Below are 23,655 nucleotides of genomic sequence, written 5' to 3'. Positions count from 1 at the left end.
CAGAAGGTGTTACTCAAAACCCAGCAGTTTTTCTTCGAGTTGTTCAACCTGTTGCTGGAGTTTGTCCAAGAAGCGCAGCTTGCGCACGGTATCGGCGGCGTCCGCCCACTGCTCACTGTCCAACTGCTGCAGCATCAGCGCGCTGCGCTGTTTGACCGAGGCGGCCAGCCGCGCGCCGAAATCGGCCAGCAGGCTTTCCGCCTCCGGCTTGCGCTCAATGGCGTCGAGCTCTTCGCGCAGTTCCAGCTGTTCCATCAGGAACGCGGTGTCGCGCATCGTATGCTGTTCGTTGCCCAGATCGAAGCCGTGCAACGATAGCATATACTCCGCGCGTTTTAACGGGTGCTTCAGCGCCTGGTAGGCTTCGTTGATGGTCGCCGCCTGCTGCAACGCCATCAGGCGTTCGCGCTCCGGCTGGTTGGCGAAACGATCGGGGTGGAATTGGCGCTGCAGATCCTGGAAGCGGGACGCAAGCAGGCTGCCGTCCACGGTGTAGCGAACTGGCAGCCCGAATAAAGTAAAGTAATCCATAGCGTGCTCTGGGCGTTAGCGGATGAAGTTCCCCCGCCGAAACGGGGGAGCACGATGGACTGTCAGACGTTGAAACTCTCGCCGCAGCCGCACTCGCTTGAGACGTTCGGGTTGTTGAACTTGAAGCCTTCGTTCAGGCCTTCCTTAACGAAATCAAGCTCGGTGCCGTCAAGGTAGACCAGGCTCTTGCCGTCGATGATCACCTTGATGCCTTTGTCTTCAAACACGATGTCGTCATCGTTGGCTTCGTCAACAAATTCCAGCACGTACGCCATCCCGGAGCAGCCGGAAGTTCGCACTCCCAGACGCAGGCCGAGACCTTTGCCGCGGTTCGTCAAAAACGCCTGAACACGCTGCGCAGCGCTGTCGCTCATGGTAATAGACATCACAACCTCACACTTCACATCAAAGCCCGGCGCGGCCGGGCCGACTCAGACAAATTACTTGGCGCTATGCTTGCTCTTATAGTCGGCAATCGCTGCTTTGATGGCGTCTTCAGCCAGGATCGAGCAGTGAATTTTGACCGGCGGCAATTCCAGCTCTTCGGCGATCTGGGTGTTTTTGATCGCTTCAGCCTGATCCAGCGACTTGCCTTTCATCCATTCGGTCACCAGCGAGCTGGAGGCGATGGCGGAACCGCAGCCGTAAGTTTTAAAGCGCGCGTCTTCGATGATGCCTTCATCGTTAACCTTGATTTGCAGCTTCATCACGTCGCCGCAAGCCGGCGCCCCTACCATGCCGCTGCCGACGGTAGGATCTTCGTTGTCGAAAGAACCCACGTTGCGCGGGTTTTCATAATGATCGATTACTTTTTCGCTGTAAGCCATGACCTTGCTCCTGAAACCTGAGAATTAATGATGCGCCCATTCGATGCTGTTGATGTCCACGCCCTGCTTGAACATCTCCCACAGCGGGGACAGATCGCGCAGACGGCCGATGGATTTACGCACCAGTTGAATGGTGTAGTCGATCTCTTCTTCCGTGGTGAAACGCCCCAGGGAGAAACGGATCGAGCTGTGCGCCAATTCATCGCTCATGCCCAGCGCGCGCAGCACGTAGGACGGCTCGAGGCTGGCGGAGGTACAGGCTGAACCGGAAGAAACGGCCAGGTCTTTCAGCGCCATGATCAGCGACTCGCCTTCAACGTAGTTGAAGCTGACGTTCAGGATGTTCGGTGCGCCGTGCTCCAGATCGCCGTTCAGATACACTTCTTCCATATCTTTCACGCCGTTCCACAGACGATCGCGCAGGGTGCGCAGACGCGCCATCTCTTCGGTCATCTCTTCTTTGGCGATGCGATAAGCTTCGCCCATGCCGACGATCTGGTGGACAGGCAGGGTGCCGGAACGCATGCCGCGCTCGTGACCGCCGCCGTGCACCTGCGCTTCGATGCGGATGCGCGGCTTGCGACGCACATACAGCGCGCCGATGCCTTTCGGACCATAGATTTTGTGGCCGGAGAACGACATCAGGTCGACTTTCAGCTTGCTCAGATCGATAGGCAGTTTGCCCACGCTCTGGGTGGCGTCAACGTGGTAGATGATACCGCGCGCACGGCACATTTCGCCGATCGCTTCGATATCCTGCACCACGCCGATTTCGTTGTTGACGTGCATGATGGAGACCAGGATGGTGTCATCGCGCATCGCCGCTTCGAGATCCTGCAGGCTGATGATGCCGTTGCTCTGCGGCGCCAGGTAGGTGACTTCAAACCCTTCGCGCTCCAGCTGACGGCAAGTGTCGAGCACGGCTTTGTGTTCGGTTTTGCTGGTGATGATGTGCTTGCCTTTTTTCTGGTAGAAATTGGCAGCGCCTTTTATCGCCAGGTTGTCGGATTCGGTCGCCCCGGAGGTGAAGACGATTTCGCGCGGATCGGCGCCCACCAGTTCGGCGATTTGGTTACGGGCGATGTCTACCGCCTCTTCCGCCTGCCAACCGAAACGGTGGGAACGGGAAGCCGGGTTGCCGAAAGTGCCGTCCAGGGTCAAAAACTGCATCATCTTCTCAGCAACGCGCGGGTCAACCGGCGTCGTTGCTGAGTAATCCAGATAAATCGGTAATTTCATTGCTCTTGTGCTCCGTACATCACTTCCAAAAACTAAAATAATTTCGCCAGCTGCTTATGCGCGCAGATTAACGTTGATAGTTTCTTGCGGACGACCGTTGGCCGTGCGGCGCGTATCGTTGTTTTGACGATCCGCCACCACCAGCACTTCCTGGTTGTTGACCAGTTCAGCCAGCGTAATGTTGTTCAGGAACCCGCTGATGCGCTCGCTCAGATCGCGCCACAGGGCGTGGGTCAAGCAGCGATCACCGCCCTGACAGCCTTCTTTGCCCTGGCAACGGGTTGCATCTACCGATTCATCGACGGCAGTGATGACAGCGCCAACGGCGATCTCACCCGCGTCTTTACCCAGCAGATAACCACCGCCCGGACCGCGCACGCTGGCCACCAGGCCATTCTTGCGCAGACGGGAGAATAATTGTTCCAGATAAGAGAGCGAAATACCCTGGCGTTCGGAAATGTCCGCCAGTGGCACCGGCCCTTCCTGGGAATGCAGCGCTACGTCGAGCATAGCGGTTACGGCATAACGGCCTTTGGATGTCAGTCTCATAGCTCAATGGTTACCTGTTGGTCAAATATGGCCGAAAGTCTGACATTCCTGAGTAAAACAGTCAACTATTTAACCTAGTAATTGACTCAAGTATTAGCACGTTTTGAACTTAGCAAGAACAAAGGTATATAAAATACATGTTATAACCTTTGGATAACTAATACTATTGTCGCCCACCGTTATGCCACATCAATTAATTACCTTGATGTTTATCCTGTTTCTCGATCGACGTCAGCATGCCGCGCAGGATATTCAGCTCCTGCCCTTCCGGGCGCGCGCGGGTGAACAGCCGGCGCAGGCGGCTCATCACCTGGCCCGGATGGGACGGGCGAATAAAACCGGTGCGCTGCAGCGTCTGCTCCAGGTGCTGATAAAAACGCTCGAGGTCATCCACCAGCGGATACGGCGTCTCTTCCAGCTGCGGCGCGCCCGCCTGTTGGCGATCGAGGTAAGCCACGCGCACTTCGTACGCCAGGATCTGCACCGCCATCGCCAGGTTCAGCGAGCTGTAGTCCGGGTTGGCCGGAATGGCGACGTGGTAGTGGCACTTCTGCAATTCATCGTTGGTCAGTCCGACGCGTTCGCGGCCGAACACCAGCGCCACCGGCGCGTGTTCGCCTTCGTGCACCGCGCGCACGCCGCATTCACGCGGCTCCAGCATCGGCCACGGCAAGGTGCGAGAACGTGCGCTGGTGCCCACCACCAGGCTACAGCCGGCGATGGCGTCATCGAGGGTATCGACGATGGTGGCGTTGCCGATCACGTCGCTGGCGCCGGCGGCCAGGGCGATGGCCTGAGAATCGGGTTTGATCAGCGGATTAACCAGATAAAGGTTGGTTAAACCCATGGTTTTCATGGCTCTGGCGGTCGAGCCCATGTTGCCGGTATGTGAAGTCTCTACCAGAACAATGCGGATATTGTGCAGCATACAAACTCTGAGCGTGGCGGAAAATCGCAGCATCTTAACACAGCCGTAGGCAATTTGCCGAACAGCTGCTATACTTCGCGCCGTTTCCTGTTCTTTAACATCCTAGTTGGAAGATACCCATGCATCCGATGCTGACTATCGCCGTGCGCGCTGCGCGCAAGGCCGGTAACCTGATTGCCAAAAACTACGAAACCCCGGACGCTGTAGAAGCGAGCCAGAAAGGGACCAATGACTTCGTCACCAACGTCGATCGCGATGCAGAGCATCTGATCATCGACGTCATCCGCAAGTCTTATCCGCAACACAGTATCGTGAGCGAAGAACGCGGTGAGCTGATCGGCGAAGATCGCGATGTGCAATGGGTGATCGATCCACTGGATGGCACTGCAAACTTCATCAAACGTTTCCCTCATTTCTCCGTTTCCATCGCCGTACGCATCAAAGGCCGCACTGAAGTGGCCGTGGTTTACGATCCGATGCGCAACGAACTGTTCACCGCCACGCGCGGTCAGGGCGCCCAGCTCAACGGTTACCGTCTGCGCGGCACCAACGCCAAAGATCTGGATGGTACCATCCTGGCGACCGGCTTCCCGTTCAAAGTCAAACAGCACGCCACGCCTTACATCAACATCGTCGGCAAGCTGTTCACCCAGTGCGCGGACTTCCGCCGCACCGGTTCCGCTGCGCTGGATCTGGCCTATGTGGCCGCCGGCCGCGTAGACGGTTTCTTCGAAATCGGCCTGAAGCCGTGGGACTTCGCCGCGGGCGAACTGCTGGTGCGTGAATCCGGCGGCCTGGTCACCGACTTCGTCGGCGGCCACAACCACTTCAGCTCCGGCAACGTGGTAGCAGGCAACCCGCGCGTCGTGAAAGCCATGCTGGCCACCATGCGCGAAGAACTGAGCGAAGCGCTGAAGCGTTAATCGCCAGAAGCGAATCGAAAAAAGCGCTGCCGATGCAGCGCTTTTTTTATGCCCGTTAGCGGGAGAAGGGGCGGATGCCGCCGCCGAATTCCGGCTGCGCGCTGACGTACAGCAACAGCCCGGCGGCCAACAGGATCAGGCCCCCGGCCAGCGCCAACGATCCCCAGGCCACCGCGCTCCAGGCGGCGGGCGCACGCGAGCGGCTAAGGCGCACCGCCAGCCGTCGGCTGTAATGCACCAGCAGCGCCAGCATGGAGATGGTCAACGAGGTGCCGAACGCCATCGCCAGCGCGGAGATCACTCCCCAGCCGAACACGCCGATCACCTTAGAGAACAGCAGCACCAAAATCGCCCCCGAACAGGGACGCATGCCCATCGCCAGCACGATGGCGGTCTGGGTGCGCCAATCGCTTCCCGCCTGCAGCTCGCTGTCGCTCGGCAGATGCCGGTGGCCGCAGCCGCAATCGGCGCTGTGCACATGCTCCGCCGCCAGCGGCGTCAGGCTGTTAATGCGCAGCGCCGGCGCCGGGCGCATCGCCTTGATCGCCGCAAACAGACGTTTCAGCGCGCGCCAACTCAGCAACACGCCAAGCAACATCACCAAAATAAAGCTGCCCTTCTCCAGCCAGAAGCTGCTTTGGTGAAGCTGGCGCGAAGAGAGCTGCAATACCACCAGCATCAGCGTAACCAGCGCGATCGCCACCCCGCCCTGCACCAGCGAAGCGGCGAAGGTCAGCTTCAGGCTGCTTTTCAGCCGCGCCGGGTGAGTGGCCAGATAGGTGGCGATCACCACTTTGCCGTGGCCGGGGCCGAGCGCATGCAAAACGCCATAGCCGAGGCTGAACAGCGTCAGCGCCAACCCTGCCTGCTGCGGCGCGGCCTTCACCTGCTGCAACAACCCCGCCATCTGCTGGTGCAGCGCTTTTTGCCATACCACGCTCTGCATCAGCAGCTGCGGCCAATAGTGCCACGCCAGCAGCGCGGCGGCCGCCAGCGCCAACGTGAACGGCAGCAGCGGCCACAGGCCGAAAGCCCAGTGGCGCCGGTTTATCGTCGGTTGCGAGAGATTCAGCGACATTGCAGCGTCACCCGCTGGGCGAACTGCTGCCCCAGCGCCAGGTCTTCACCGGGCGAGTCGTTCTTGTCGAGCGACAGCGCATAGGCCTGCAGCGACGCATTCGGCTTCGGCGTCATCAGCTTGTAGCTGCACTGCTGCGCCATCTCCGGCGGCAAATGCAGCGCATTTTGGTCTTTATAGGTCATATCCACGAAATAAGTCGGATCGTAAGTAGAAAGCTCGAACGGCTTGCCCGCCAGCGGCTGCGGCTCGGCCAACGGCAGCACGAACTCCAGCACCGCCTGGTTGCCCTGGCGCGACAGGTGATATTCGCTGGGCAAGTTCAGGTATTTCACCGGCTTGCCGTCGCGGTAAAGGTCGGTGAAATAGTGTTGTCCCAGCACGTTGGCCATCACTTCCGCCGCCAGCTTTTTCCACACTTCCGAATCGCTCTTGGCGTTTTTCGCATCGTAGAGCAGATCCGCCGAGGTGATTTCATCCATCACCCACACCATTTTCAGGCCGACCAACCGCTGATCCTTGGCGACGAAGGTGGTGTTCATATCGATAAAGCTGTGCGGATGCGCGATCGCACCGGCGCTGAACACGGCGCCAAAGGCAGCCAAAAGTCGACGTAACTTCATCATTATCCTGCTTTACTATATTTGTTATAACGTAACACAAATAAATGTCGAACGGCCCGCCTCTGCCGGCGATATTTGTGACGAAAGTTGTAAGCCGAAGTAAAAGCCGCGCGTTAACCCTGCCGGCACAACGCCTTTTGCTATGCTTAGGCATAATCGCAACCTTTTATGCCGGAAGGTGATATGAGCCTGGACACCTCTCCCGTGCCTGAGCTCTCCGGACAACAACGGCGCTGCCATCTGCTGCTGATGCTGTACACGCCGGAGCCCGAGTTACAGCTGGAGACCCTAAGCCGAATCAACGGCGTCGCCCCCCCGATAACCCGGCAAGATATAGCCGAGGTGGCCAGTGAAATCCAGCGTTTCCACCATCTGGAGATCGCCGTCGATCCCGACCATGGCTACCGATTGAGGGGCAGCGCGCTCAACCAACGCCTGTGCCTGCTCCATTGGCTAAGGCGCACCCTGCGCTGCAGCCCGCGGTTCGTCGAAGACGATTTCGCCCCGCGCCTGCGGCAAGCGCTGGCGGCCGATGCCGCCCCTGCGTCTGCACTGACAGAGGCGATCGACGCCTGCGAGCCGCTGCTCAACCGCCGCTTCGATGCGCGCGACCGCCAATTCCTGCAGCATTATCTGCTCTACTGCGCCTGGCAAAATCGCCTGCAGCGCCATCCGCATTTCGACGCCGTTCAACGCGACTGGCTGCGGCAAAAGCCGGAGCAGCAAGCCGCCGCCTGGCTGCATCAGGCCTGCAACCGGCTGTTTAACCAGCCGCCGCAGGCAGACGAGCGCGATTTTTTGGCGCTGACCTTCACCATGTTGAAAAATCACAGCTACCACAGCAATGACTCGGCGCAAGAGCAGAGATTGATGGCGGCCATCGACAGCATGGTCGAGCGTTTCCAGCAGCTTTCCGGCATGGCCTTCAGCAGCAAGACGGAGCTGGTCAGCCAACTGTTCGCCCACCTGGCGCCGGCGCTGGAGCGCTGCCGTTTCGCCATCGGCATCGACAATATGCTGCTGGAAGAAGTGGTGCGCAAATACCCGCGGCTAATGCGCACCACGCAGGAAGCGTTGAAACCGCTGGAACAGGAATACGGCGTGCATTTTTCCAACGAGGAGGCGGGCCTGGTGGCCATCAGCTTCGGCGCCTGGCTGATGCAGGACAACGCGCTGCAGGAAAAACAGGTGCTGCTGCTGACGCTGGATAACCCGCAGTTGGAAGAGGAAGTGGAATACCAGATCCGCGAGCTCACGCTACTGCCGCTGAACATCAAGTACCTGCCGCTGAGCGACTATCTGCGCGGCGGAGCGCCGCAGGGCGTCATGCTGGTGATCACCCCTTATGCGGCGGTGCACAGCGATCCGCACCCGCCGTTGATCTATACCGAATTGCCGCTGGAAACCCGGCAGCGCCAGGCCATCCGCGCGCTGCTGGAAGCGCCTTAATCAGCGGCTGACGCTGACCGCCGGCGGCCGGATGAACAAGGCCGGCACCGCGACCGCCGCCATCACCCAGAATACCCCGCCCTGCCAATGTTCGAACAGGAACCCGGCAATGACCGTCATGACGGCGATACCGCCGCCCATCGCCAGCGCCGAATACACCGCCTGCAGCCGGATCACCTCTTGCCCCTGGCGCGCGGCGATAAAGCGCATCGCCGCCAGATGGCAGACGGTGAAGGTGCCGCAATGCAGGATCTGGATCAGCAGCAGCCAGCCCAGCTCGGTGCTGTAGGCCATCAGGCTCCAGCGCAACACGCCGCAGCAGGCGGAGAGCAACAGCAGGTTGCGCGCATTCCAGCGGCGGAACAGCACGTTGCTGCTGGCGAAAATAATCACCTCCGCCACCACGCCCAGCGACCACAGATAGCCGATGGTCGAGGCCGAATAGCCCGCCTCCTGCCAGTAAATGGAGCCGAAGCTGTAGTAGCCGGCGTGCGCCCCCTGCAGCAGCGTGACGCACAGCAGGAAGCGCCAGACCGGCCCTTCTTTCAGCAGTGCCCACAGCGAACGTTCGGTATCGCTGTGCGTACGCGCTTCGCCCTGCGGCATGACGCTCGGCTTCAGCAACATGCCCAGCAGCATCGCCAGCACGCTGAAGATCAGGCTGTAGAGAATGGCGTTATGGCCCCACACCGCCACCAGCTGCCCGGTCAGCGCCGAGCCGATGACGAACGCCAGCGAGCCCCACAGCCTTACCCGGCCGTAGTCCATACGGATCTGCTTTTGCCAGGTGCCGGCCAGCGCGTCGGTCAGCGGCACCAGCGGCGAGAAGAACAGGTTGAACCCCGCTATCACCAGCATCAGCCAGCCCCAACCGTTGCCGAAACAGAAGCCAACCGCGAAAGCCAGTGTCAGCAGCGCCAGCAGGCGCAGCGCGGAAACCAGATGAGAGGGATCTTTAACGCGGGGAGCAATCAGTAAACTGCCGAGGAAGCGGGCCACCAAACCGGCGCCGAGCAATATGCCGATGGTTTCCGGCGCGATGCCCTCGCCTTTCAGCCACACGCCCCAGAACGGTAAGAAAATGCCGTAGGAAAAGAAGTAGGTGAAATAACTGAGCGCGAGCCAACGCGTGGATTGCAGAACCATGATCCCTCCGGAGTGAGGGCAATACTTTGACAGAGCTCACACCTGCCCGCAATCTTCATTCCACGTCAATGCGTTAGAGTGCCAGACAGCTCACAGTTTGCCGCGAGCGGCCACAAAAAAACCCGCCGCAGCGGGTTTTTTCAGGCAAAAGCGGGATTATGCGTAAACCGGCAGGCGGGCGCAGATATCCAGCACTTTCTTCTTGGTGCGTTCGATGGTGGCTTCATCGTTGATGTTGTCCAGCACATCACAGATCCAACCGGCCAGTTCGCGCACGTCGGCCTCTTTGAAGCCGCGACGGGTCACGGCCGGGGTGCCGATACGCACGCCGGAGGTGACGAACGGGCTCTTCGGATCGTTCGGCACGCTGTTTTTGTTGACGGTGATGTTGGCACGGCCCAGGGCGGCGTCCGCTTCTTTACCGGTCAGGTTTTTGTCGACCAGATCCAGCAGGAACAGGTGGTTATGGGTGCCGCCCGAGACCACTTTGTAGCCGCGCTGCAGGAACACGTCAACCATCGCCTTGGCGTTGACCGCCACTTGCTGCTGGTAAACCTTGAACTCAGGCTCCATCGCTTCTTTCAGCGCCACCGCCTTGCCGGCGATCACGTGCATCAGCGGGCCGCCCTGGCCGCCAGGGAACACGGCGGAGTTCAGCTTCTTGTACAGATCTTCGTCGCCGCCCTTCGCCAGGATCAGGCCGCCGCGCGGACCCGCCAGGGTTTTGTGGGTGGTGGTGGTGACGATGTGCGCGTGCGGTACCGGGTTCGGGTACACGCCGGCGGCGATCAGGCCCGCCACGTGCGCCATGTCGACGAACAGGTAAGCGCCGATGCTGTCGGCGATTTCGCGCATTTTGGCCCAGTCAACCACGCCGGAGTATGCGGAGAAGCCGCCGATGATCATTTTCGGCTTGTGGGTTTGCGCCTGTTTGGCCAGATCGTCATAGTCGATTTGACCTTTGTCGTCGATGCCATAAGGCACCACGTTATACAGTTTGCCGGACAGGTTAACCGGGGAACCGTGGGTCAGGTGGCCGCCGTGCGCCAGGTTCATGCCCAGAATGGTGTCGCCCGGCTGCAGCAGCGCGGTGTACACGGCGAAGTTAGCCTGGGAGCCGGAGTGCGGCTGCACGTTGGCGTAATCAGCGCCGAACAATTCTTTGGCACGATCGATAGCCAGCTGCTCAACGATATCCACGTATTCGCAGCCGCCGTAGTAACGCTTGCCCGGATAGCCTTCAGCGTATTTGTTGGTCAGCTGGGAACCCTGAGCCTGCATCACGCGCGGGCTGGTGTAGTTCTCAGACGCGATCAGCTCGATGTGCTCTTCCTGACGCACCACTTCCTGCTCCATGGCACGCCACAGTTCCGCATCGTAATCGGCAATGTTCATTTCACGCTTTAACATCCGGCATCTCCTGACTTAAATCAGCTAACTAAAAAATCACCAAATAACTACCCGTTTGGGTTCTGGGCCACAGTGTAAACCGTTTCACCCCACCGAAGATAGGTCTTGACAGAGGTTTTTACGCAAACGATTGGCATAAGGTGGCGCAAGGCTTTGATCCGCTAAATGCCGCCGTTTATCAACGGACATTTCCTCATGCGAACGATGCGCTTTTTTCATGTTCTGTGAGCGCGATCGACGCCCGAAGAACACCGCAACGAAAACAAGGGTATTTACAAGCGACGCGGAACCCAATAAGATGCATTTAAAATACATCATTACAATTATCGTCAAGATCCCAACCCAAGGAGCGCTTCCATGCTGGATAGCCAAACCATCGCCACCGTGAAATCCACCCTTCCCCTGCTGGCTGCGACCGGGCCGAAGCTGACCGCCCACTTTTACGATCGCATGTTCGCGCACAACCCGGAATTGAAAGATATTTTCAACATGAGCAACCAGCGCAACGGCGATCAGCGTCAGGCGCTGTTCGACGCCATCTGCGCCTATGCCGCCAACATCGAGAACCTGGCGGCGCTGCTGCCGGCGGTGGAGCGCATCGCGCAGAAGCACACCAGCTTCAATATCCAGCCGGAGCAGTACAACATCGTCGGCGGTCACCTGCTGGCGACCCTGGACGAAATGTTCAGCCCGGGCCAGGAAGTCCTGGACGCCTGGGGCAAAGCCTACGGCGTGCTGGCCAACGTGTTTATTCAGCGTGAAGAGCAGATTTATCAGCAGAGCGAAACCGACAACGGCGGCTGGCGCGATCTGCGCGCATTCCGCATCCTGAAGAAACAGCCGCAGAGCGACGTGATCTGCAGCTTCGTGCTGGCACCGGTGGACGGCGGCCGAGTGGCGGACTTCAAACCGGGGCAATACCTGGCGGTCTACATCAAGCACGACAGCCTGGAGCATCAGGAAATTCGCCAGTACTCGCTGACCACCTCGCCAAACGGCGAGTTCTACCGCATCGCGGTGAAGCGCGAAGATCAGGGGAAAGTGTCCAACTACCTGCACCAGCAGGCGCAGGAAGGCGACGTGATCGACATCGCCCCGCCGCACGGCGACTTCTTCCTCGATGTGGCGCCGACCACGCCGGTGGCGCTGATCTCCGCCGGCGTCGGCCAAACCCCGATGCTCGGCATGCTCAACAGCCTGCACGACAACCAACACCAGGCGCAGGTCCACTGGCTGCACGCGGCGGAAAACGGCAGCGTGCATGCCTTTGCCGAGGAAGTGGCGGATATTGCCGGGCGCATGCCGAATCTTAGCCGCCATGTGTGGTACCGCGAGCCGGGCGCCGATGACGTGGAAGGCCGCGACTACCACAGCCGCGGATTGATGGATTTGAGCGCGCTGCAAGGCAGCCTGGCCGATCCGCAGATGCACTATTACTTCTGCGGCCCGGTGGCCTTCATGCAGTTCGTGGGCAAACAGCTGCTGGAGATGGGCGTAGAGGCCGAACGCATCCACTACGAATGCTTCGGCCCGCATAAGGTGCTGTAATGCTTGCGGAGCGCGGCCGTCAGACCGCGCTCCCTCTTCATTTCGCCTGCAGTTGGCGCGCGTCCTGCACCTGCTGCACCGTTACCGGCGCCGCCTGGTTGCCCCAGCTTCCCCGCAGATAGCTCATCAGGTCGGCCGCCTGCCGATCGTTCAACGCCCAGCCGTAAGCCGGCATCCCGAGCGCCATCGCCTGCTGCGTGATCGGGGTATGCGCCCCTTCCAGCACCACCCGCAGCGCGGTCAGCGGATTGTCCGCCGTTACCGTGGCGTTGCCCGCCAGCGCCGGGATAGTGAAGTCGGTGCCCTCTCCCTTATTGCCGTGGCAGGTCGAGCAGTACATCGCATAGGTCGCCTTGCCGCTCGGGTTATCCGCCTGCGCAGCCTTCGAGGCGGCCCCGGCGACAGGGTCCGGCGCCAGGCTGCGCAGGTACACCGCGATGGCGTTCAGATCGCCGTCGCTGAGGTACTGCGTGCTGTGGGCCACCACCTCGCTCATCGGCCCGGCGACCGCCGCATGGCGGCTGCGGCCGGTTTTCAGCAGCGCCGTCACCTCTTCCGGCGGCAGGCCGCGCAGGTTGGAGGCGTACCAGCCGTCCAGCTCGGCGCCGCTCAGGAATACCGGCTCCTTACCGTCCAGCCCCTTCTCCTGCATCGCCCAACCGCGTGGCGTATGGCAGCTGCCGCAGTGGCCCGCGCCCTGCACCAGGTAGGCGCCGCGGTTCCACTCGGCACTTTGCTGCGGATCGGCCTGATACGGCTGGTCGTCGTGGAACAGCTGGTTCCACACCGCCAGCGGCCAGCGCATCGACAGCGGCCAGCTGATGTCGCTGGCGCGGTTGGCGACGTTCTGCGCCGGCACCTCGTTCATCAGATAGTCATACAGCGCGCGCATGTCTTCCGCGCTCATTTTGGCGTACGAGGTGTACGGCATCGCCGGATAAAGCCGGTGACCGTCTTTGGCGATCCCCTGACGCATGGCGCGATCGAACTCTTCGAACGAGTAAGCGCCGATGCCGTGCAGCTTGTCCGGCGTGATGTTGGTGGCGTAGATAGCCCCGAGCGGCGTCGGGAACTTCATGCCGCCCGCCAATTCGGCGCCGCCCGGCGCGGTATGGCAGGCGGTGCAGTCACCGGCTTTGGCGACGTATTCCCCGGCCGACATCGCCTGGGCCGAGCCGCCGGCGGCCAGCAGGCTCAACAGGTACAGCGAACGCAGACTCATGCTCCCTCCTTGGCGGCAACCTTGCCGTAGGCCAGTTCGTTGACCGCGCGCCATGCCTGATCGATCGCCGAGTTGGCGTACGGGCTCCAGTCGGCATCGGAGTTGGCGATAGCGATCTTGCCGATCGGCTGCCGCGCCGTTTCGATGATTTTCTTGGCTTCGTCTTCGTCGTCAAACAGCCCGTTGAGGAAGTAGGAGTAACCGTGCGACCAGCGGTTGACCGTGATCGCCTGAATGTCGCGCTGATGATCGAAACCGGCCTCGCCCAGCATGCCCTGCAGCTGTTCGCGGATCATCTGTTCGTGCACTTCGAACGGCGTGCCCAGCAGCAGCGCGCGCCCTTTACGCGACTGTTCGCGCGTGCTGAGGCCGCTGCCCGGCAGCGTCGGCACATACACCATATGCAGGCCGATCGGCCGATCCGGATCGCGCGGGTGCTGATAGCCGCCCATGCTCACCGGATAGTCCAGCTTCACGCGGCTGTACGGCGCGGCCGGCGAATAGACCTCGTGCACGCCCAGCTTGATGAACGGCTGCCAGTTGCGGATCACCACCTTGCTGTACACCAGCGGCGCCTTGACGTTCTGCTTCAGCGCCTCCTGCTGCTCGTGCGACATCTCCGGCACCAGATACGGGATCATCATGTTGTAGCCGGCCATCACCACCTGCCCGGCGCGCACTTTGGTCATCTTCTCGCCGGTCATGTAGGTGACTTCCACCTTGTCGCCGACGTTGGCCGCGTGCAGCCCGGTGCTGTTCAAACGCAGCTTCACCGGCGATTCCGGCCGATCGAGCTGGCTGTAGTCGAATTTGGCCAGCACCACGTCGTTCATGTCTTTGCCGGCCGGCGCCACCGCCGGGATCAGCTTGCGCACCATCAGGCGCGCCAGCGTGGCGTTGCCGTCCGGGAAGTGGAACACGTAAGGATCGTCGAGATCCGCCTGCGACTCTTCGTCCAGCGGCGGCAAATTCATGCCGCCGAGGCCCGGCAGATCGCAGATGCGCGCATCGCTGCACGACGTGCCGTCGATGCCCACCGCCTGGAAGTCGTTGGTGGTCTGCTGGAAATAGCGGATCGCCAGCTCGCTCAGGCCCACCTTCTCGCGCAGGAACTGGGTATAGCTGTGGGTATCGAGCCACTCGACCTTCTGCTCCAGCGTCATCTCTGGCAGATAATCCTTCTCCACCGTGTGCAGCGCGATCAGCGCCTGGCGATCGCTTTCCGGCAGCGGGAAATCGCCGATGAACGCTTCATAAGAGCGGCCGTTGAGCCGATCGCGCGGAATGTCGTCCGCCACCGTACGCCCCGGATCGCCGCTCACCACCTTGTCGACGCCGAAGTTCTTGCGATCGAAGTAAACCCCGCGGCTCAAATTCAAATCCGGGTAGAAGGTGGTGTCGAAAGCCTGCTCCAGTTGGTCGATATCGACGCCGAGCTTGCGCAGCAGCCCCATCGCCACCGGGCTGAAGTTGGAGCGCGGCGACTGCAACGATTCGCTGCCGCCGTAGCCGAGCAGCATGCCGTCGTCGCTGTTGAACTCGTTGCGCTTGGCGTGGCCGCCGAAGTCGTCGTGGTTGTCGATCAAAAGAATGCGCTGCCGCTCGCCTTTCAGTTGCTGCCAGAAACAGGCGGCCGCCAGCCCGCTGATGCCGGCGCCGACCACCACCAGATCGAACTCTTCAACGGCGGGTACGCTGCCGAAATCAAAGGTTTTGCCGTCGCGCCCCAACTGGTGCGCATGCTCGAACGAGCCCGGATGGTTGCCCCGCAACCCGGTCAGCGCCGGCGGATAGTACAGGGTTTGATTGGCGGTTTGCGGCGACGCGCGCAAGATTTGCAGCGGCGTCAACCCGGCGGCGATGGTGATCGCCACTCCGTTGAGAAAATCGCGTCTGGTGATACCCATATAGGCTTCCTTTCAATTTTTATTATCATCAGCCGGCCGGAGCCGGCTCGAAGGCCGCGCTATTGTGCGGATAATTACTGTAAAATCAATGTTTGAACATCACATGACGAATGGCCGTGTAATCCTCCAACCCGTACATCGACATATCCTTGCCGTAGCCGGACAACTTCTGGCCGCCGTGCGGCATTTCGCTCACCAGCATGAAGTGGGTGTTCACCCAGGTGCAGCCGTATTGCAGGCGGGCGCTTAAGCGATGCGCGCGGCCCACGTCGCGGGTCCACACGGACGACGCCAGCCCGTAATTGGATTCGTTCGCCCAGGCCAGCACCTGCTCTTCGTCGTCGAACAGCGTCACCGTCACCACCGGGCCGAATACTTCGCGCTGCACGATCTCATCGTCCTGGCGCGCGCCGGCCAACAGCGTCGGCTGGAAGTAGTAGCCCGGCCCTTTCACCTTCTCCCCGCCGGTCACCACCTGTACGTGCGGCAACGCTTTGGCTCGCTCGACAAAACCGGCCACCCGCTCCAGATGCTGGGCGGTAATCAACGGCCCCAGTTCGGTGCTCTCGTCGTCCGGCGCGCCGATCTTCAGGCAGGCCACCGCCTCGCCCAGCCGCTTGACCAGCTCGGGATAAATGCTTTTCTGCGCGTAGATGCGGCAGGCGGCGGTGCAATCCTGCCCGGCGTTGTAGAAACCGAAGCCGCGAATGCCGTCCACCACCTGCTGCAGATCGGCGTCGTCAAACACCAGCACCGGCGCCTTACCGCCCAGCTCCATATGGGTGCGCTTAATGCCGGCGGCGGTGTGGGCGATAATGTGCTCGCCGGTGGCGATCGACCCGGTCAGCGACACCATGCGCACCTTGTCATGCCCGGTCAGCCGATCGCCCACGCCGGCGCCGCGCCCGAACAGCACGTTGAGCACGCCCGGCGGGAACAGCCCGGCGGCCAGTTCGGCCAGTTTGAAGGTGGTCAGCGGCGTCTGCTCAGAAGGCTTGATCACCACGCAGTTGCCCGCCGCCAACGCCGGCGCCAGCTTCCAGGCCGCCATCATCAGCGGGTAGTTCCACGGCGCGATCGAGGCCACCACGCCGAGCGGATCGCGGCGGATCATCGAAGTGTGCCCGGCCAGATACTCGCCGGCGGCCATGCCGGTCAGGCAGCGGCTGGCCCCGGCGAAGAAGCGAAACACGTCGGCCACCGCCGGCAGTTCGTCATTCAATACGCAGTGATAAGGCTTGCCGCAGTTGAGCGACTCCAGCCTGGCGAAGGTCTCGGCATGCTCGTCGATCAGATCCGCCAGCTTGAGCAGATGCTCGGCGCGCTCCTTCGGCGTGGTTTGCCCCCAGGCGGCGAACGCGGCGTCCGCCGCCAGCACCGCGCGATCGACCTGTTCCGGGCTGGCCTCCGCCACCTGCGCGATCACTTCGCCGGTCGCCGGGTTATACACCGGCTGGGTCGCGCCCTGGCCATTCACCAGTTGGCCGTCAATCAACAGTTGGCTTTGCATAGGGTTATCCTTTTATCAGAGGTCGGGTAAGGAAATTATTTGCCGCTGCCGGCGACGCTTTCTCCACCTTTGGTCAGATAGTAAGCGCCGAGGATCGGCAGCATGGTCAACAGCATCACCGACAGCGCCACCACGTTGGTGATTGGCACGTCGCGCGGGCGGCCGAGCTGGTTCAGCAGCCACAGCGGCAGCGTGCGCTCGTGGCCGGCGGTAAAGGTGGTCACGATGATTTCATCGAACGACAGCGCAAACGCCAGCATGCCGCCGGCCAGCAGCGCCGAGCCGAGGTTCGGCAAGATCACGTAACGGAAGGTTTGCCAGCCGTCGGCGCCGAGATCCATCGACGCTTCGATCAGGCTGTACGAGGTGCGGCGGAACCGGGCGATGACGTTGTTGAACACGATCACCACGCAGAACGTCGCATGGCCGACGACGATGGTCAGGATGCCGGGCTCGATGTTCAGCGCCTTGAACGCCGCCAGCAGCGCCAGGCCGGTGACGATCCCCGGCAGCGCAATCGGCAGCAGCAACAGCAGCGAAATGCTGTCCTTGCCGAAGAAATCGCGCCGATACAGCGCCGCCGCCGCCAGGGTGCCGAGCACCAGCGCGATGGCGGTCGCCAGGCAGGCGATCTGCGCCGACAGCAACACCGCATCGATAATGTCCTGCCGCCCGGCGGCGACGTTGAACCAGTGCAGCGTGAAGCCCTTCGGCGGGAAGCTGAAGGCCGCGTCCTCGGTGTTGAAGGCGTAGATGGCGATGATCGCCAACGGGAAATGCAGGAAGACAAGTCCGCCCCAGGCGGCCAGCTTCAGCCCTAAGGGCGCGCGTTCAGAGTGCATCGAAAGCCCCCAGACGTTTGACGATGGAAAGATAGATGGCGATCAGGACGATCGGCACCAGCGTAAAGGCCGCAGCCATCGGCATATTGCCGATCGCGCCCTGCTGGGCGTACACCATGCTGCCGATGAAATAACCCGGCGGCCCCACCAGCTGCGGCACGATAAAGTCGCCCAGCGTCAGCGAGAAAGTGAAGATCGATCCGGCGGCGATGCCCGGCACCGCCAGCGGCAAAATGACGTGACGGAAGGTCTGCGCCGGCCGGGCGCCCAGATCCGCCGAAGCGTGCAGCAGCGAGGGCGGCAGGCGCTCCAGCGCCGCCTGGATCGGCAGGATCATGAACGGCAGCCAGATATAGACGAACACCAGAAAACGCCCCAGCCCCGAGGTCGACAGCGTGTTGCCACCGACGCCGGGCACCGTCAGCAGCGACGCCAACAGCGGCTCCAGCCCCAGGTGCTGCAGGAACCACTGCGCCACGCCGTCTTTCGCCAACAGCAAAGTCCAGGCATAGGCTTTGACGATATAGCTGGCCCACATCGGCATCATCACGGCGATGTAAAAGAACGCCTTGACGCGGCCGCTGGTGTAACGCGCCATGTAATAGGCGATGGGGAACGCCAGCGCCGCGCTGGCCAGCGACACCAGCACCGCCATGGTCAGCGTGCGCAGGATAATGTCGTAGTTGGCCGGGTTGAACAGCGCCGCGAGGTTGGCGAAGGTCAGATCCGGCGTCACCGCCATGGTGAAATCGTCGAAGGTGTAAAATCCTTGCCACAGCAGCGTCAGCAGCGAACCGAGGTACACCGCGCCGAACCACAGCAGCGGCGGCACCAGCAGCAAAAGCAGATACAGCGTCGGCCGGCGATAGAGCCAGGTCGACAGCGCGCGCACGGTACCGCCGCGCGCCGGGGGGGAATCGATGCTCATGTCCATCTCACCTCTCCTCCAGCAGCGGCACCATCGCCGCGCGCGGCCAGCAGGCGACGATCGGCTGGCCGATCTGCCGCTGTTGCCCTTCGGCGATCCACTGCGGATTGGCCTGGCTGACCAGCAGCTTTTCGCCGCCGTTCAGCGCGATTTCATACCGCGTGGCCGCGCCCTGGTAATGGATTTCCTGCAGCGTGCCCTGCACCTGGATCTCGTCCTGCGCCGCGCCGCCGTGCTCCAGCAGGCGGATATGTTCCGGCCGGATCGAGAAGGTTCGGCTTTCGCCGAGCAGGCGCTGCGCCAGCTCGCTGCGCACCACGTTGGAGGTGCCGACGAACTCGGCGACGAACGGCGTCTTCGGCCGCATGTAAAGTTCGCGCGGCGTATCCACCTGTTCGATGCGGCCGTTATTGAACACCGCCACCCGATCGGACATCGACAGCGCTTCGCTTTGATCGTGGGTGACGAAGATAAAGGTGATGCCCAGCTGACGCTGCAGCTTCTTCAGCTCACCCTGCATCTGCTCGCGCAGCTTGAGATCCAGCGCGCCGAGCGGCTCGTCCAGCAGCAGCACCCGTGGCCGATTGACCAGCGCGCGCGCCAACGCCACGCGCTGACGCTGGCCGCCCGACAGGTGCGCCGGTTTGCGTTCGGCAACGAAACCGAGCGCCACGCTCTCCAGCGCCTCTTGCGCCCGCGCCAGCCGCTCGCGTTTGGCGACGCCCTTCACCATCAGGCCGTAGGCGACGTTTTCCAGCACCGACATGTGCGGGAACAGCGCGTAATCCTGAAACACGGTGTTCACGTCGCGCTGATACGGCGGCAGGTTGGCAGCTTCCTGACCGTGAATGCGAATCGAGCCGGAAGTCAGCTGTTCAAAGCCAGCGATCAGGCGCAGGCAGGTGGTTTTGCCCGAGCCGGATGGCCCGAGCATGGAGAAAAATTCCCCGTCCTGAATGTCGATGGATACCCGATCCACGGCGCGAACATCGCCGAAAGTCCGCGAAACATCGATGAATTGCACGGCAATGGTCATTTTCTGTGCTCCATACTGATGTAGTTCGGGCGCAGCGGGCTGCGCCCCGCGGCTTAGCGGCCGCCCATGATGGCGATGTAATCCTGGGTCCAGCGGCTGTACGGCACGAACTTGCCGCCCTGCGCCTGCGGCGTTTTCCAGAAGGCGATTTTGTCGAACTGGTTGAAGCCGTTGGTTTCGCAGCCCTTCTCACCCAACAGCGCGCTGGCCTTGCAGCCCGCCGGTGAAGCCGGCACCGACCCGAACCAGGCCGCCACGTCGCCCTGCACCTTCGGCTCCAGCGACCAGTTCATCCACTGGTAGGCGCAGCTCGGGTGCTTGGCATCGGTATGCAGCATGGTGGTGTCCGCCCAGCCGGTCACGCCCTCTTTCGGGAACACGGTGGCGATCGGCTGCCCCTCGCCCTTCAGGGCGTTGGCCTGATACGGCCAGGCGCTGGAGGCCACCACGCCTTCGTTTTTAAAGTCGCTCATCTGCACCGAGGTGTCGTGCCAGTAGCGGTGGATCAGCGCGTGCTGGCTGCGCAGCAGCTTCAGCGCCGCCTGATACTGCTCTTCGTTGAGCTGATAAGGATCGCTGATGCCGAGCTGCGGCTGGGTGGCCTTCAGGAACAGCGCCGCGTCGGCGATGTAGATCGGGCCGTCGTAAGCCTGCACCCGCCCCTGGTTGCTCTTGCCGTCCGGCAGGTTCTGCTGCTGGAAGATCACCGCCCAGCTGTCCGGCGGCGTCGGGAAGGTTTTGGTGTTGTACATCAGCAGGTTCGGCCCCCACTGGTACGGCGTGCCGTAAGTTTTGCCGTCCACGGTATACCAGGCGCCGTTCAGCAGGCGCGGATCGATGTTCTTCCAGTTCGGGATCAGCGCGGTGTTGATCGGCTGCACCCGCTTGCCGAAGATTAGGCGCAGCGAGGCGTCGCCGGAGGCGGTCACCAGATCGTAGCCGCCCTTGGCCATCAGGCTGACCATTTCATCGGAGGTGGCGGCGGTCTTCACGTTCACCGCACAGCCGGTTTGCTTCTCAAACTGGGTGACCCAGTCGTAGTTTTTGTCGGACTGGCCGCGTTCGATGTAGCCGGGCCAGGCAATGATGTCCAGCCGGCCTTCGCCTTTGCCCAGCGACTGCGGCAGATCGGCCGCCTGAGCCAGGCCGCACAGCACGGTGAGGCAGAGCGCGGAGACGGTGGTGGTGACTGCGGTAGTTTTTCTCATCGTAATTACCCCTGTGTTGCGTATCTGTGTGCGGCAGGGAACGGCTGCCGCCCGATTTTGCTTTATAGAACCGCTAGAAGCTGGCTTTGAACTTCGCCATTACGTGCCTGACAACGCTGTAATCCTGCAGCGAATCGCTGGACAGATCCTTGCCGTAGCCGGAGCGTTTCAGGCCGCCGTGCGGCATTTCGCTCGCCAAGGTGAAATGGGTGTTGATCCAGGTGCTGCCGTACTGCAGATGGGCGGCGATGTGCAGCGCCCGATCGATATTTTGCGTCCACACCGACGAAGCCAGCCCGTATTCCGAGTCGTTGGCCCACTCGACCGCCTGCGCCAGATGCTCGAAGCGCGTGACGCTGACCACCGGGCCAAACACCTCGCGCTGCACGATCTCGTCGCTTTGCAGGCAGCCCGCCAGCAGGGTCGGCTGATAGTAGAATCCCGGCCCGGAGTGCGCCGCGGCGCCGGTGATCAATTCGATATGCGGTTGGCTGAGCGCCCGCTCGACAAAGCTGGCGACGCGATCGCGCTGGCGGCTGCTTATCAACGGGCCGATCTCGTTGTCCTGATCGCGCTTGCGGGCGAAGCGCAGGCTGGCGACCGCCTCGCCCAGCGCGTCCACCAGTTTGGGATAGATGCCGGCCTGCGCGTAGATGCGGCAGGCGGCGGTGCAGTCCTGTCCGGCGTTGTAATAGCCATAGGTGCGAATGCCGTTGACCACTTCGTCAAGATCGGCGTCGTCGCAGACGATCACCGGCGCCTTGCCCCCCAGCTCCAGATGGGTGCGCTTGACGCTTTTGGCCGCCGCCTGAAGAATTTTTTGCCCGGTGACGATATCGCCGGTGACCGACACCAGCCGCACCTGCGGGTGCCCCACCAGCTGGCTGCCGACCCCTTCACCGCCGCCGTAGACGATGTTCAGCACGCCCGGCGGCAGGATCTCCTGCAGCGCCGGCACCAGCGCCAGAATGGTCAGCGGCGTATGTTCGGACGGTTTAAACACCACGGTATTGCCCGCCGCCAGCGCCGGCGCGATTTTCCACGCCGCCATCATCAGCGGATAGTTCCAGGGGGCGATCGAGGCCACCACGCCGATCGGATCGCGGCGGATCATCGAGGTGTGGCCCGGCACATACTCACCGGCCAGTTGCCCTTGTTGCGTACGCACCGCGCCGGCGAAGAAGCGGAACACGTCGACCGCCGCCGGCAGATCGTCATTGAGCGCCTGATGCAGCGGCTTGCCGCAGTTGAGGGCTTCCAGCTGCGCCAGCTGCGGCGCCTGCCGCTCGATGGCGTCAGCGATGCGCAACAGCAGCGTGGCGCGCTGGGCCGGCGTGGTGCGCGACCAGTGGCTGAACGCCTGCTGCGCGGCTTTTACCGCGCTGCCGACCTGCGTCGAAGAGGCTTCGGTCAGGGCGATCAGCGTCTCGCCGTTGGCCGGATTGACGATGCATTCCTGCTGGCCTTCGCCGTCGATAAGCTGACCGTTAATGAACTGCTGACAGGACAAACCTGAGAGAATCTGCACATCCGCCATCGCCTGACGCCCCTAAGTGACAAAAACGTTAACCAAATGTGAATAAGTTAGTTTTAATCAGCCTAAGCGAGCCTCTGGCGGGCAACAAATTCTAAATACTGAACGCCGCGTTCGATTAAATCGAATGCTTAAGCCCGGCGGCGTGTTTGCTGCCGTTCTCGCGCGCGATGGTGAGGAACGGCGTCACCAGCTCCGGCCGCGCGCTACCGCGCCGCCATGCCAGCCCGATATCCAGCGGCTCCAGCAGATCGTCCAGCTTGCGCGCCTCGATCATATTGCCCTCCAGCGACCAGGCGCGGTACGCCATGTCCGGCTGGATGGAGACCCCCATCCCCGCCGCCACCAGACTGCGCACCGCCTCGGTCGAGGCGGTCTTCATGGCGATCTCCGGCTTCAGCCCGGCGCGCGCCCAGATGCGCCGCGCGTGCACGTCCATCTCATCGGCGTTGAGCTGGATCAGCGGCTGTTTGGCCACGTCCGCCAGGTTGATGCTCTCGTGCTCCAGCAGCGGGTGCAGCGGCGGCAGCCACAGGCGATACGGCGAGTGCATCAGCACCTCGGTCTGCAGCGCGTCGCGGTCCTCGATGTTCGACAAGATCAGCACGCCGATGTCGATCTCGCCGCTGACCAGCAGATGCTCGATGTACGGGCGTTCGTCTTCAACCACCTGCACGGTGACGTTGGGATAGGCCGATTTAAAGCGCGTGAGCAGTTCCACCAGGAAGTAGCCGGCCACCAGGCTGGTGACGCCGATGGTCAGCTTGCCGGTCAGGCTTTCGGTGCCGATCTGCAGGCTGCGCTTGGCGTTGTCCACCGTCGCCAGGATCAGATACGACTGGCGCAAAAACTGGTGCCCCTGATGGGTCAGCGTCATGCCCTTGGCGTGGCGCTCGAACAACCGCACGCCGATCTCGGTTTCCAGCTGCTGGATAGCGAGCGTCAGCGAAGACTGGGAGACAAACACCGCCTGGGCGCCGGCGGAGATCGACCCGGTTTCCGCCACGGCGATAAAGTGGCGGATTTGGCGTAACGTCATCATGGGGGTGATTCCTCAAGCAAAAACATTGCGTTGAGTGTAGACGCCGGCCGTGAAGCGATCGGGAAAAGTATCAAAAACGCGATAGCGTTCGCTTTTTTAGAATGCCGACAGGCAAAAATGGGGGGAACAATGAGGCGAAGAAGTGCGATGTGCGGGGGACAGAAATGACAAGGGC

The 23,655-nt window shown here is 61.8% G+C and carries 22 protein-coding genes; 3 read left to right on the top strand and 19 right to left on the bottom strand.

The window, feature by feature from the left end:
* Window positions 1–9 precede the first annotated feature (9 nt).
* From hscB to trmJ, 6 genes are all read right to left on the bottom strand, one after another.
* The gene (gene hscB / locus ACJ8M3_RS18690) at window positions 10–531 is read right to left on the bottom strand and encodes a co-chaperone HscB (protein WP_033644094.1); all 522 of its coding nucleotides are present in this window, start codon (window positions 529–531) and stop codon (window positions 10–12) included.
* A 62-nt stretch (window positions 532–593) separates the two neighbouring features.
* The gene (iscA, locus tag ACJ8M3_RS18685; RefSeq protein WP_004941410.1) at window positions 594–917 is read right to left on the bottom strand and encodes an iron-sulfur cluster assembly protein IscA; all 324 of its coding nucleotides are present in this window, start codon (window positions 915–917) and stop codon (window positions 594–596) included.
* Window positions 918–971: 54 nt separating this feature from the next.
* On the bottom strand, window positions 972–1,358 hold the full coding sequence (gene iscU / locus ACJ8M3_RS18680; protein WP_004941408.1) for a Fe-S cluster assembly scaffold IscU: 387 nt from the start codon (window positions 1,356–1,358) through the stop codon (window positions 972–974).
* A gap of 24 nt (window positions 1,359–1,382) precedes the next feature.
* On the bottom strand, window positions 1,383–2,597 hold the full coding sequence (gene iscS / locus ACJ8M3_RS18675) for a cysteine desulfurase (protein ID WP_015378780.1): 1,215 nt from the start codon (window positions 2,595–2,597) through the stop codon (window positions 1,383–1,385).
* A 54-nt stretch (window positions 2,598–2,651) separates the two neighbouring features.
* Window positions 2,652–3,146, bottom strand: coding sequence for a Fe-S cluster assembly transcriptional regulator IscR (iscR, locus tag ACJ8M3_RS18670; RefSeq protein WP_004941404.1), 495 nt, complete (start codon window positions 3,144–3,146; stop codon window positions 2,652–2,654).
* 193 nt (window positions 3,147–3,339) lie between these two features.
* Window positions 3,340–4,074 (bottom strand): tRNA (cytosine(32)/uridine(32)-2'-O)-methyltransferase TrmJ, encoded by a 735-nt coding sequence (trmJ, locus tag ACJ8M3_RS18665; protein WP_025303916.1) that lies wholly within the window; start codon window positions 4,072–4,074, stop codon window positions 3,340–3,342.
* A 119-nt stretch (window positions 4,075–4,193) separates the two neighbouring features.
* Between trmJ and suhB the strand changes: the two genes are divergently transcribed.
* Window positions 4,194–4,997: an inositol-1-monophosphatase gene (gene suhB / locus ACJ8M3_RS18660; protein ID WP_033644096.1), complete on the top strand. Its 804-nt coding sequence runs from the start codon at window positions 4,194–4,196 to the stop codon at window positions 4,995–4,997.
* 55 nt (window positions 4,998–5,052) lie between these two features.
* Here suhB and ACJ8M3_RS18655 read toward each other — a convergent pair whose 3' ends face one another.
* Complete coding sequence (locus tag ACJ8M3_RS18655) at window positions 5,053–6,075, bottom strand: nickel/cobalt transporter (protein ID WP_033651571.1); 1,023 nt, start codon at window positions 6,073–6,075, stop codon at window positions 5,053–5,055.
* Window positions 6,066–6,701 (bottom strand): DUF1007 family protein, encoded by a 636-nt coding sequence (locus ACJ8M3_RS18650; protein WP_046687657.1) that lies wholly within the window; start codon window positions 6,699–6,701, stop codon window positions 6,066–6,068. The genes ACJ8M3_RS18655 and ACJ8M3_RS18650 overlap by 10 nt, the downstream gene beginning before the upstream one ends.
* Window positions 6,702–6,881: 180 nt before the next feature.
* Between ACJ8M3_RS18650 and csiE the strand changes: the two genes are divergently transcribed.
* Window positions 6,882–8,147 (top strand): stationary phase inducible protein CsiE, encoded by a 1,266-nt coding sequence (gene csiE / locus ACJ8M3_RS18645; RefSeq protein ID WP_347883045.1) that lies wholly within the window; start codon window positions 6,882–6,884, stop codon window positions 8,145–8,147.
* Here the strand turns inward: csiE and ACJ8M3_RS18640 are convergent, their stop codons facing one another.
* Window positions 8,148–9,293 carry a 3-phenylpropionate MFS transporter gene (locus ACJ8M3_RS18640; protein ID WP_141967200.1) on the bottom strand — a complete coding sequence of 382 codons (1,146 nt, stop codon included), beginning with the start codon at window positions 9,291–9,293 and terminating at the stop codon, window positions 8,148–8,150. It lies immediately after the preceding gene.
* Between the two features lie 156 nt (window positions 9,294–9,449).
* A complete protein-coding gene (gene glyA / locus ACJ8M3_RS18635) occupies window positions 9,450–10,703 on the bottom strand; it encodes a serine hydroxymethyltransferase (RefSeq protein ID WP_047570908.1) in 1,254 nt (417 codons plus the stop codon).
* A 357-nt stretch (window positions 10,704–11,060) separates the two neighbouring features.
* On the opposite strand from glyA, the gene hmpA reads away from it, so the two are divergent.
* Window positions 11,061–12,251 (top strand): NO-inducible flavohemoprotein, encoded by a 1,191-nt coding sequence (gene hmpA, locus ACJ8M3_RS18630; protein WP_089197342.1) that lies wholly within the window; start codon window positions 11,061–11,063, stop codon window positions 12,249–12,251.
* Between the two features lie 37 nt (window positions 12,252–12,288).
* Here hmpA and ACJ8M3_RS18625 read toward each other — a convergent pair whose 3' ends face one another.
* The 9 genes from ACJ8M3_RS18625 to ACJ8M3_RS18585 form a co-directional block, all read right to left on the bottom strand.
* Complete coding sequence (locus ACJ8M3_RS18625; RefSeq protein WP_046687661.1) at window positions 12,289–13,473, bottom strand: c-type cytochrome; 1,185 nt, start codon at window positions 13,471–13,473, stop codon at window positions 12,289–12,291.
* Window positions 13,470–15,380 (bottom strand): NAD(P)-binding protein, encoded by a 1,911-nt coding sequence (locus ACJ8M3_RS18620; protein ID WP_089197343.1) that lies wholly within the window; start codon window positions 15,378–15,380, stop codon window positions 13,470–13,472. Before ACJ8M3_RS18620 ends, ACJ8M3_RS18625 begins: the two co-directional genes overlap by 4 nt.
* 85 nt (window positions 15,381–15,465) lie before the next feature.
* Complete coding sequence (patD, locus tag ACJ8M3_RS18615) at window positions 15,466–16,890, bottom strand: aminobutyraldehyde dehydrogenase (RefSeq protein ID WP_089197344.1); 1,425 nt, start codon at window positions 16,888–16,890, stop codon at window positions 15,466–15,468.
* Between the two features lie 35 nt (window positions 16,891–16,925).
* On the bottom strand, window positions 16,926–17,732 hold the full coding sequence (locus tag ACJ8M3_RS18610) for an ABC transporter permease (RefSeq protein WP_016929774.1): 807 nt from the start codon (window positions 17,730–17,732) through the stop codon (window positions 16,926–16,928).
* The gene (locus ACJ8M3_RS18605; RefSeq protein WP_016929775.1) at window positions 17,722–18,666 is read right to left on the bottom strand and encodes an ABC transporter permease; all 945 of its coding nucleotides are present in this window, start codon (window positions 18,664–18,666) and stop codon (window positions 17,722–17,724) included. Before ACJ8M3_RS18605 ends, ACJ8M3_RS18610 begins: the two co-directional genes overlap by 11 nt.
* Before the next feature lies 1 nt (window position 18,667).
* Window positions 18,668–19,696, bottom strand: coding sequence for an ABC transporter ATP-binding protein (locus tag ACJ8M3_RS18600; protein WP_033651579.1), 1,029 nt, complete (start codon window positions 19,694–19,696; stop codon window positions 18,668–18,670).
* 53 nt (window positions 19,697–19,749) lie between these two features.
* The gene (ydcS, locus tag ACJ8M3_RS18595; protein WP_033644107.1) at window positions 19,750–20,904 is read right to left on the bottom strand and encodes a putative ABC transporter substrate-binding protein YdcS; all 1,155 of its coding nucleotides are present in this window, start codon (window positions 20,902–20,904) and stop codon (window positions 19,750–19,752) included.
* Between the two features lie 73 nt (window positions 20,905–20,977).
* The gene (locus ACJ8M3_RS18590) at window positions 20,978–22,441 is read right to left on the bottom strand and encodes a gamma-aminobutyraldehyde dehydrogenase (protein WP_089197345.1); all 1,464 of its coding nucleotides are present in this window, start codon (window positions 22,439–22,441) and stop codon (window positions 20,978–20,980) included.
* A 115-nt stretch (window positions 22,442–22,556) separates the two neighbouring features.
* Complete coding sequence (locus ACJ8M3_RS18585) at window positions 22,557–23,480, bottom strand: LysR substrate-binding domain-containing protein (RefSeq protein WP_089197346.1); 924 nt, start codon at window positions 23,478–23,480, stop codon at window positions 22,557–22,559.
* Between the last annotated feature and the right edge of the window lie 175 nt (window positions 23,481–23,655).

The organism is Serratia sp. CY55921, from assembly GCF_052167655.1.
In the GTDB taxonomy this organism is placed as follows: domain Bacteria; phylum Pseudomonadota; class Gammaproteobacteria; order Enterobacterales; family Enterobacteriaceae; genus Serratia; species Serratia ureilytica.
The sequence above is the reverse complement of the archived record's forward strand: the minus strand, read 5'-3'. Positions and strand labels throughout refer to the sequence as shown.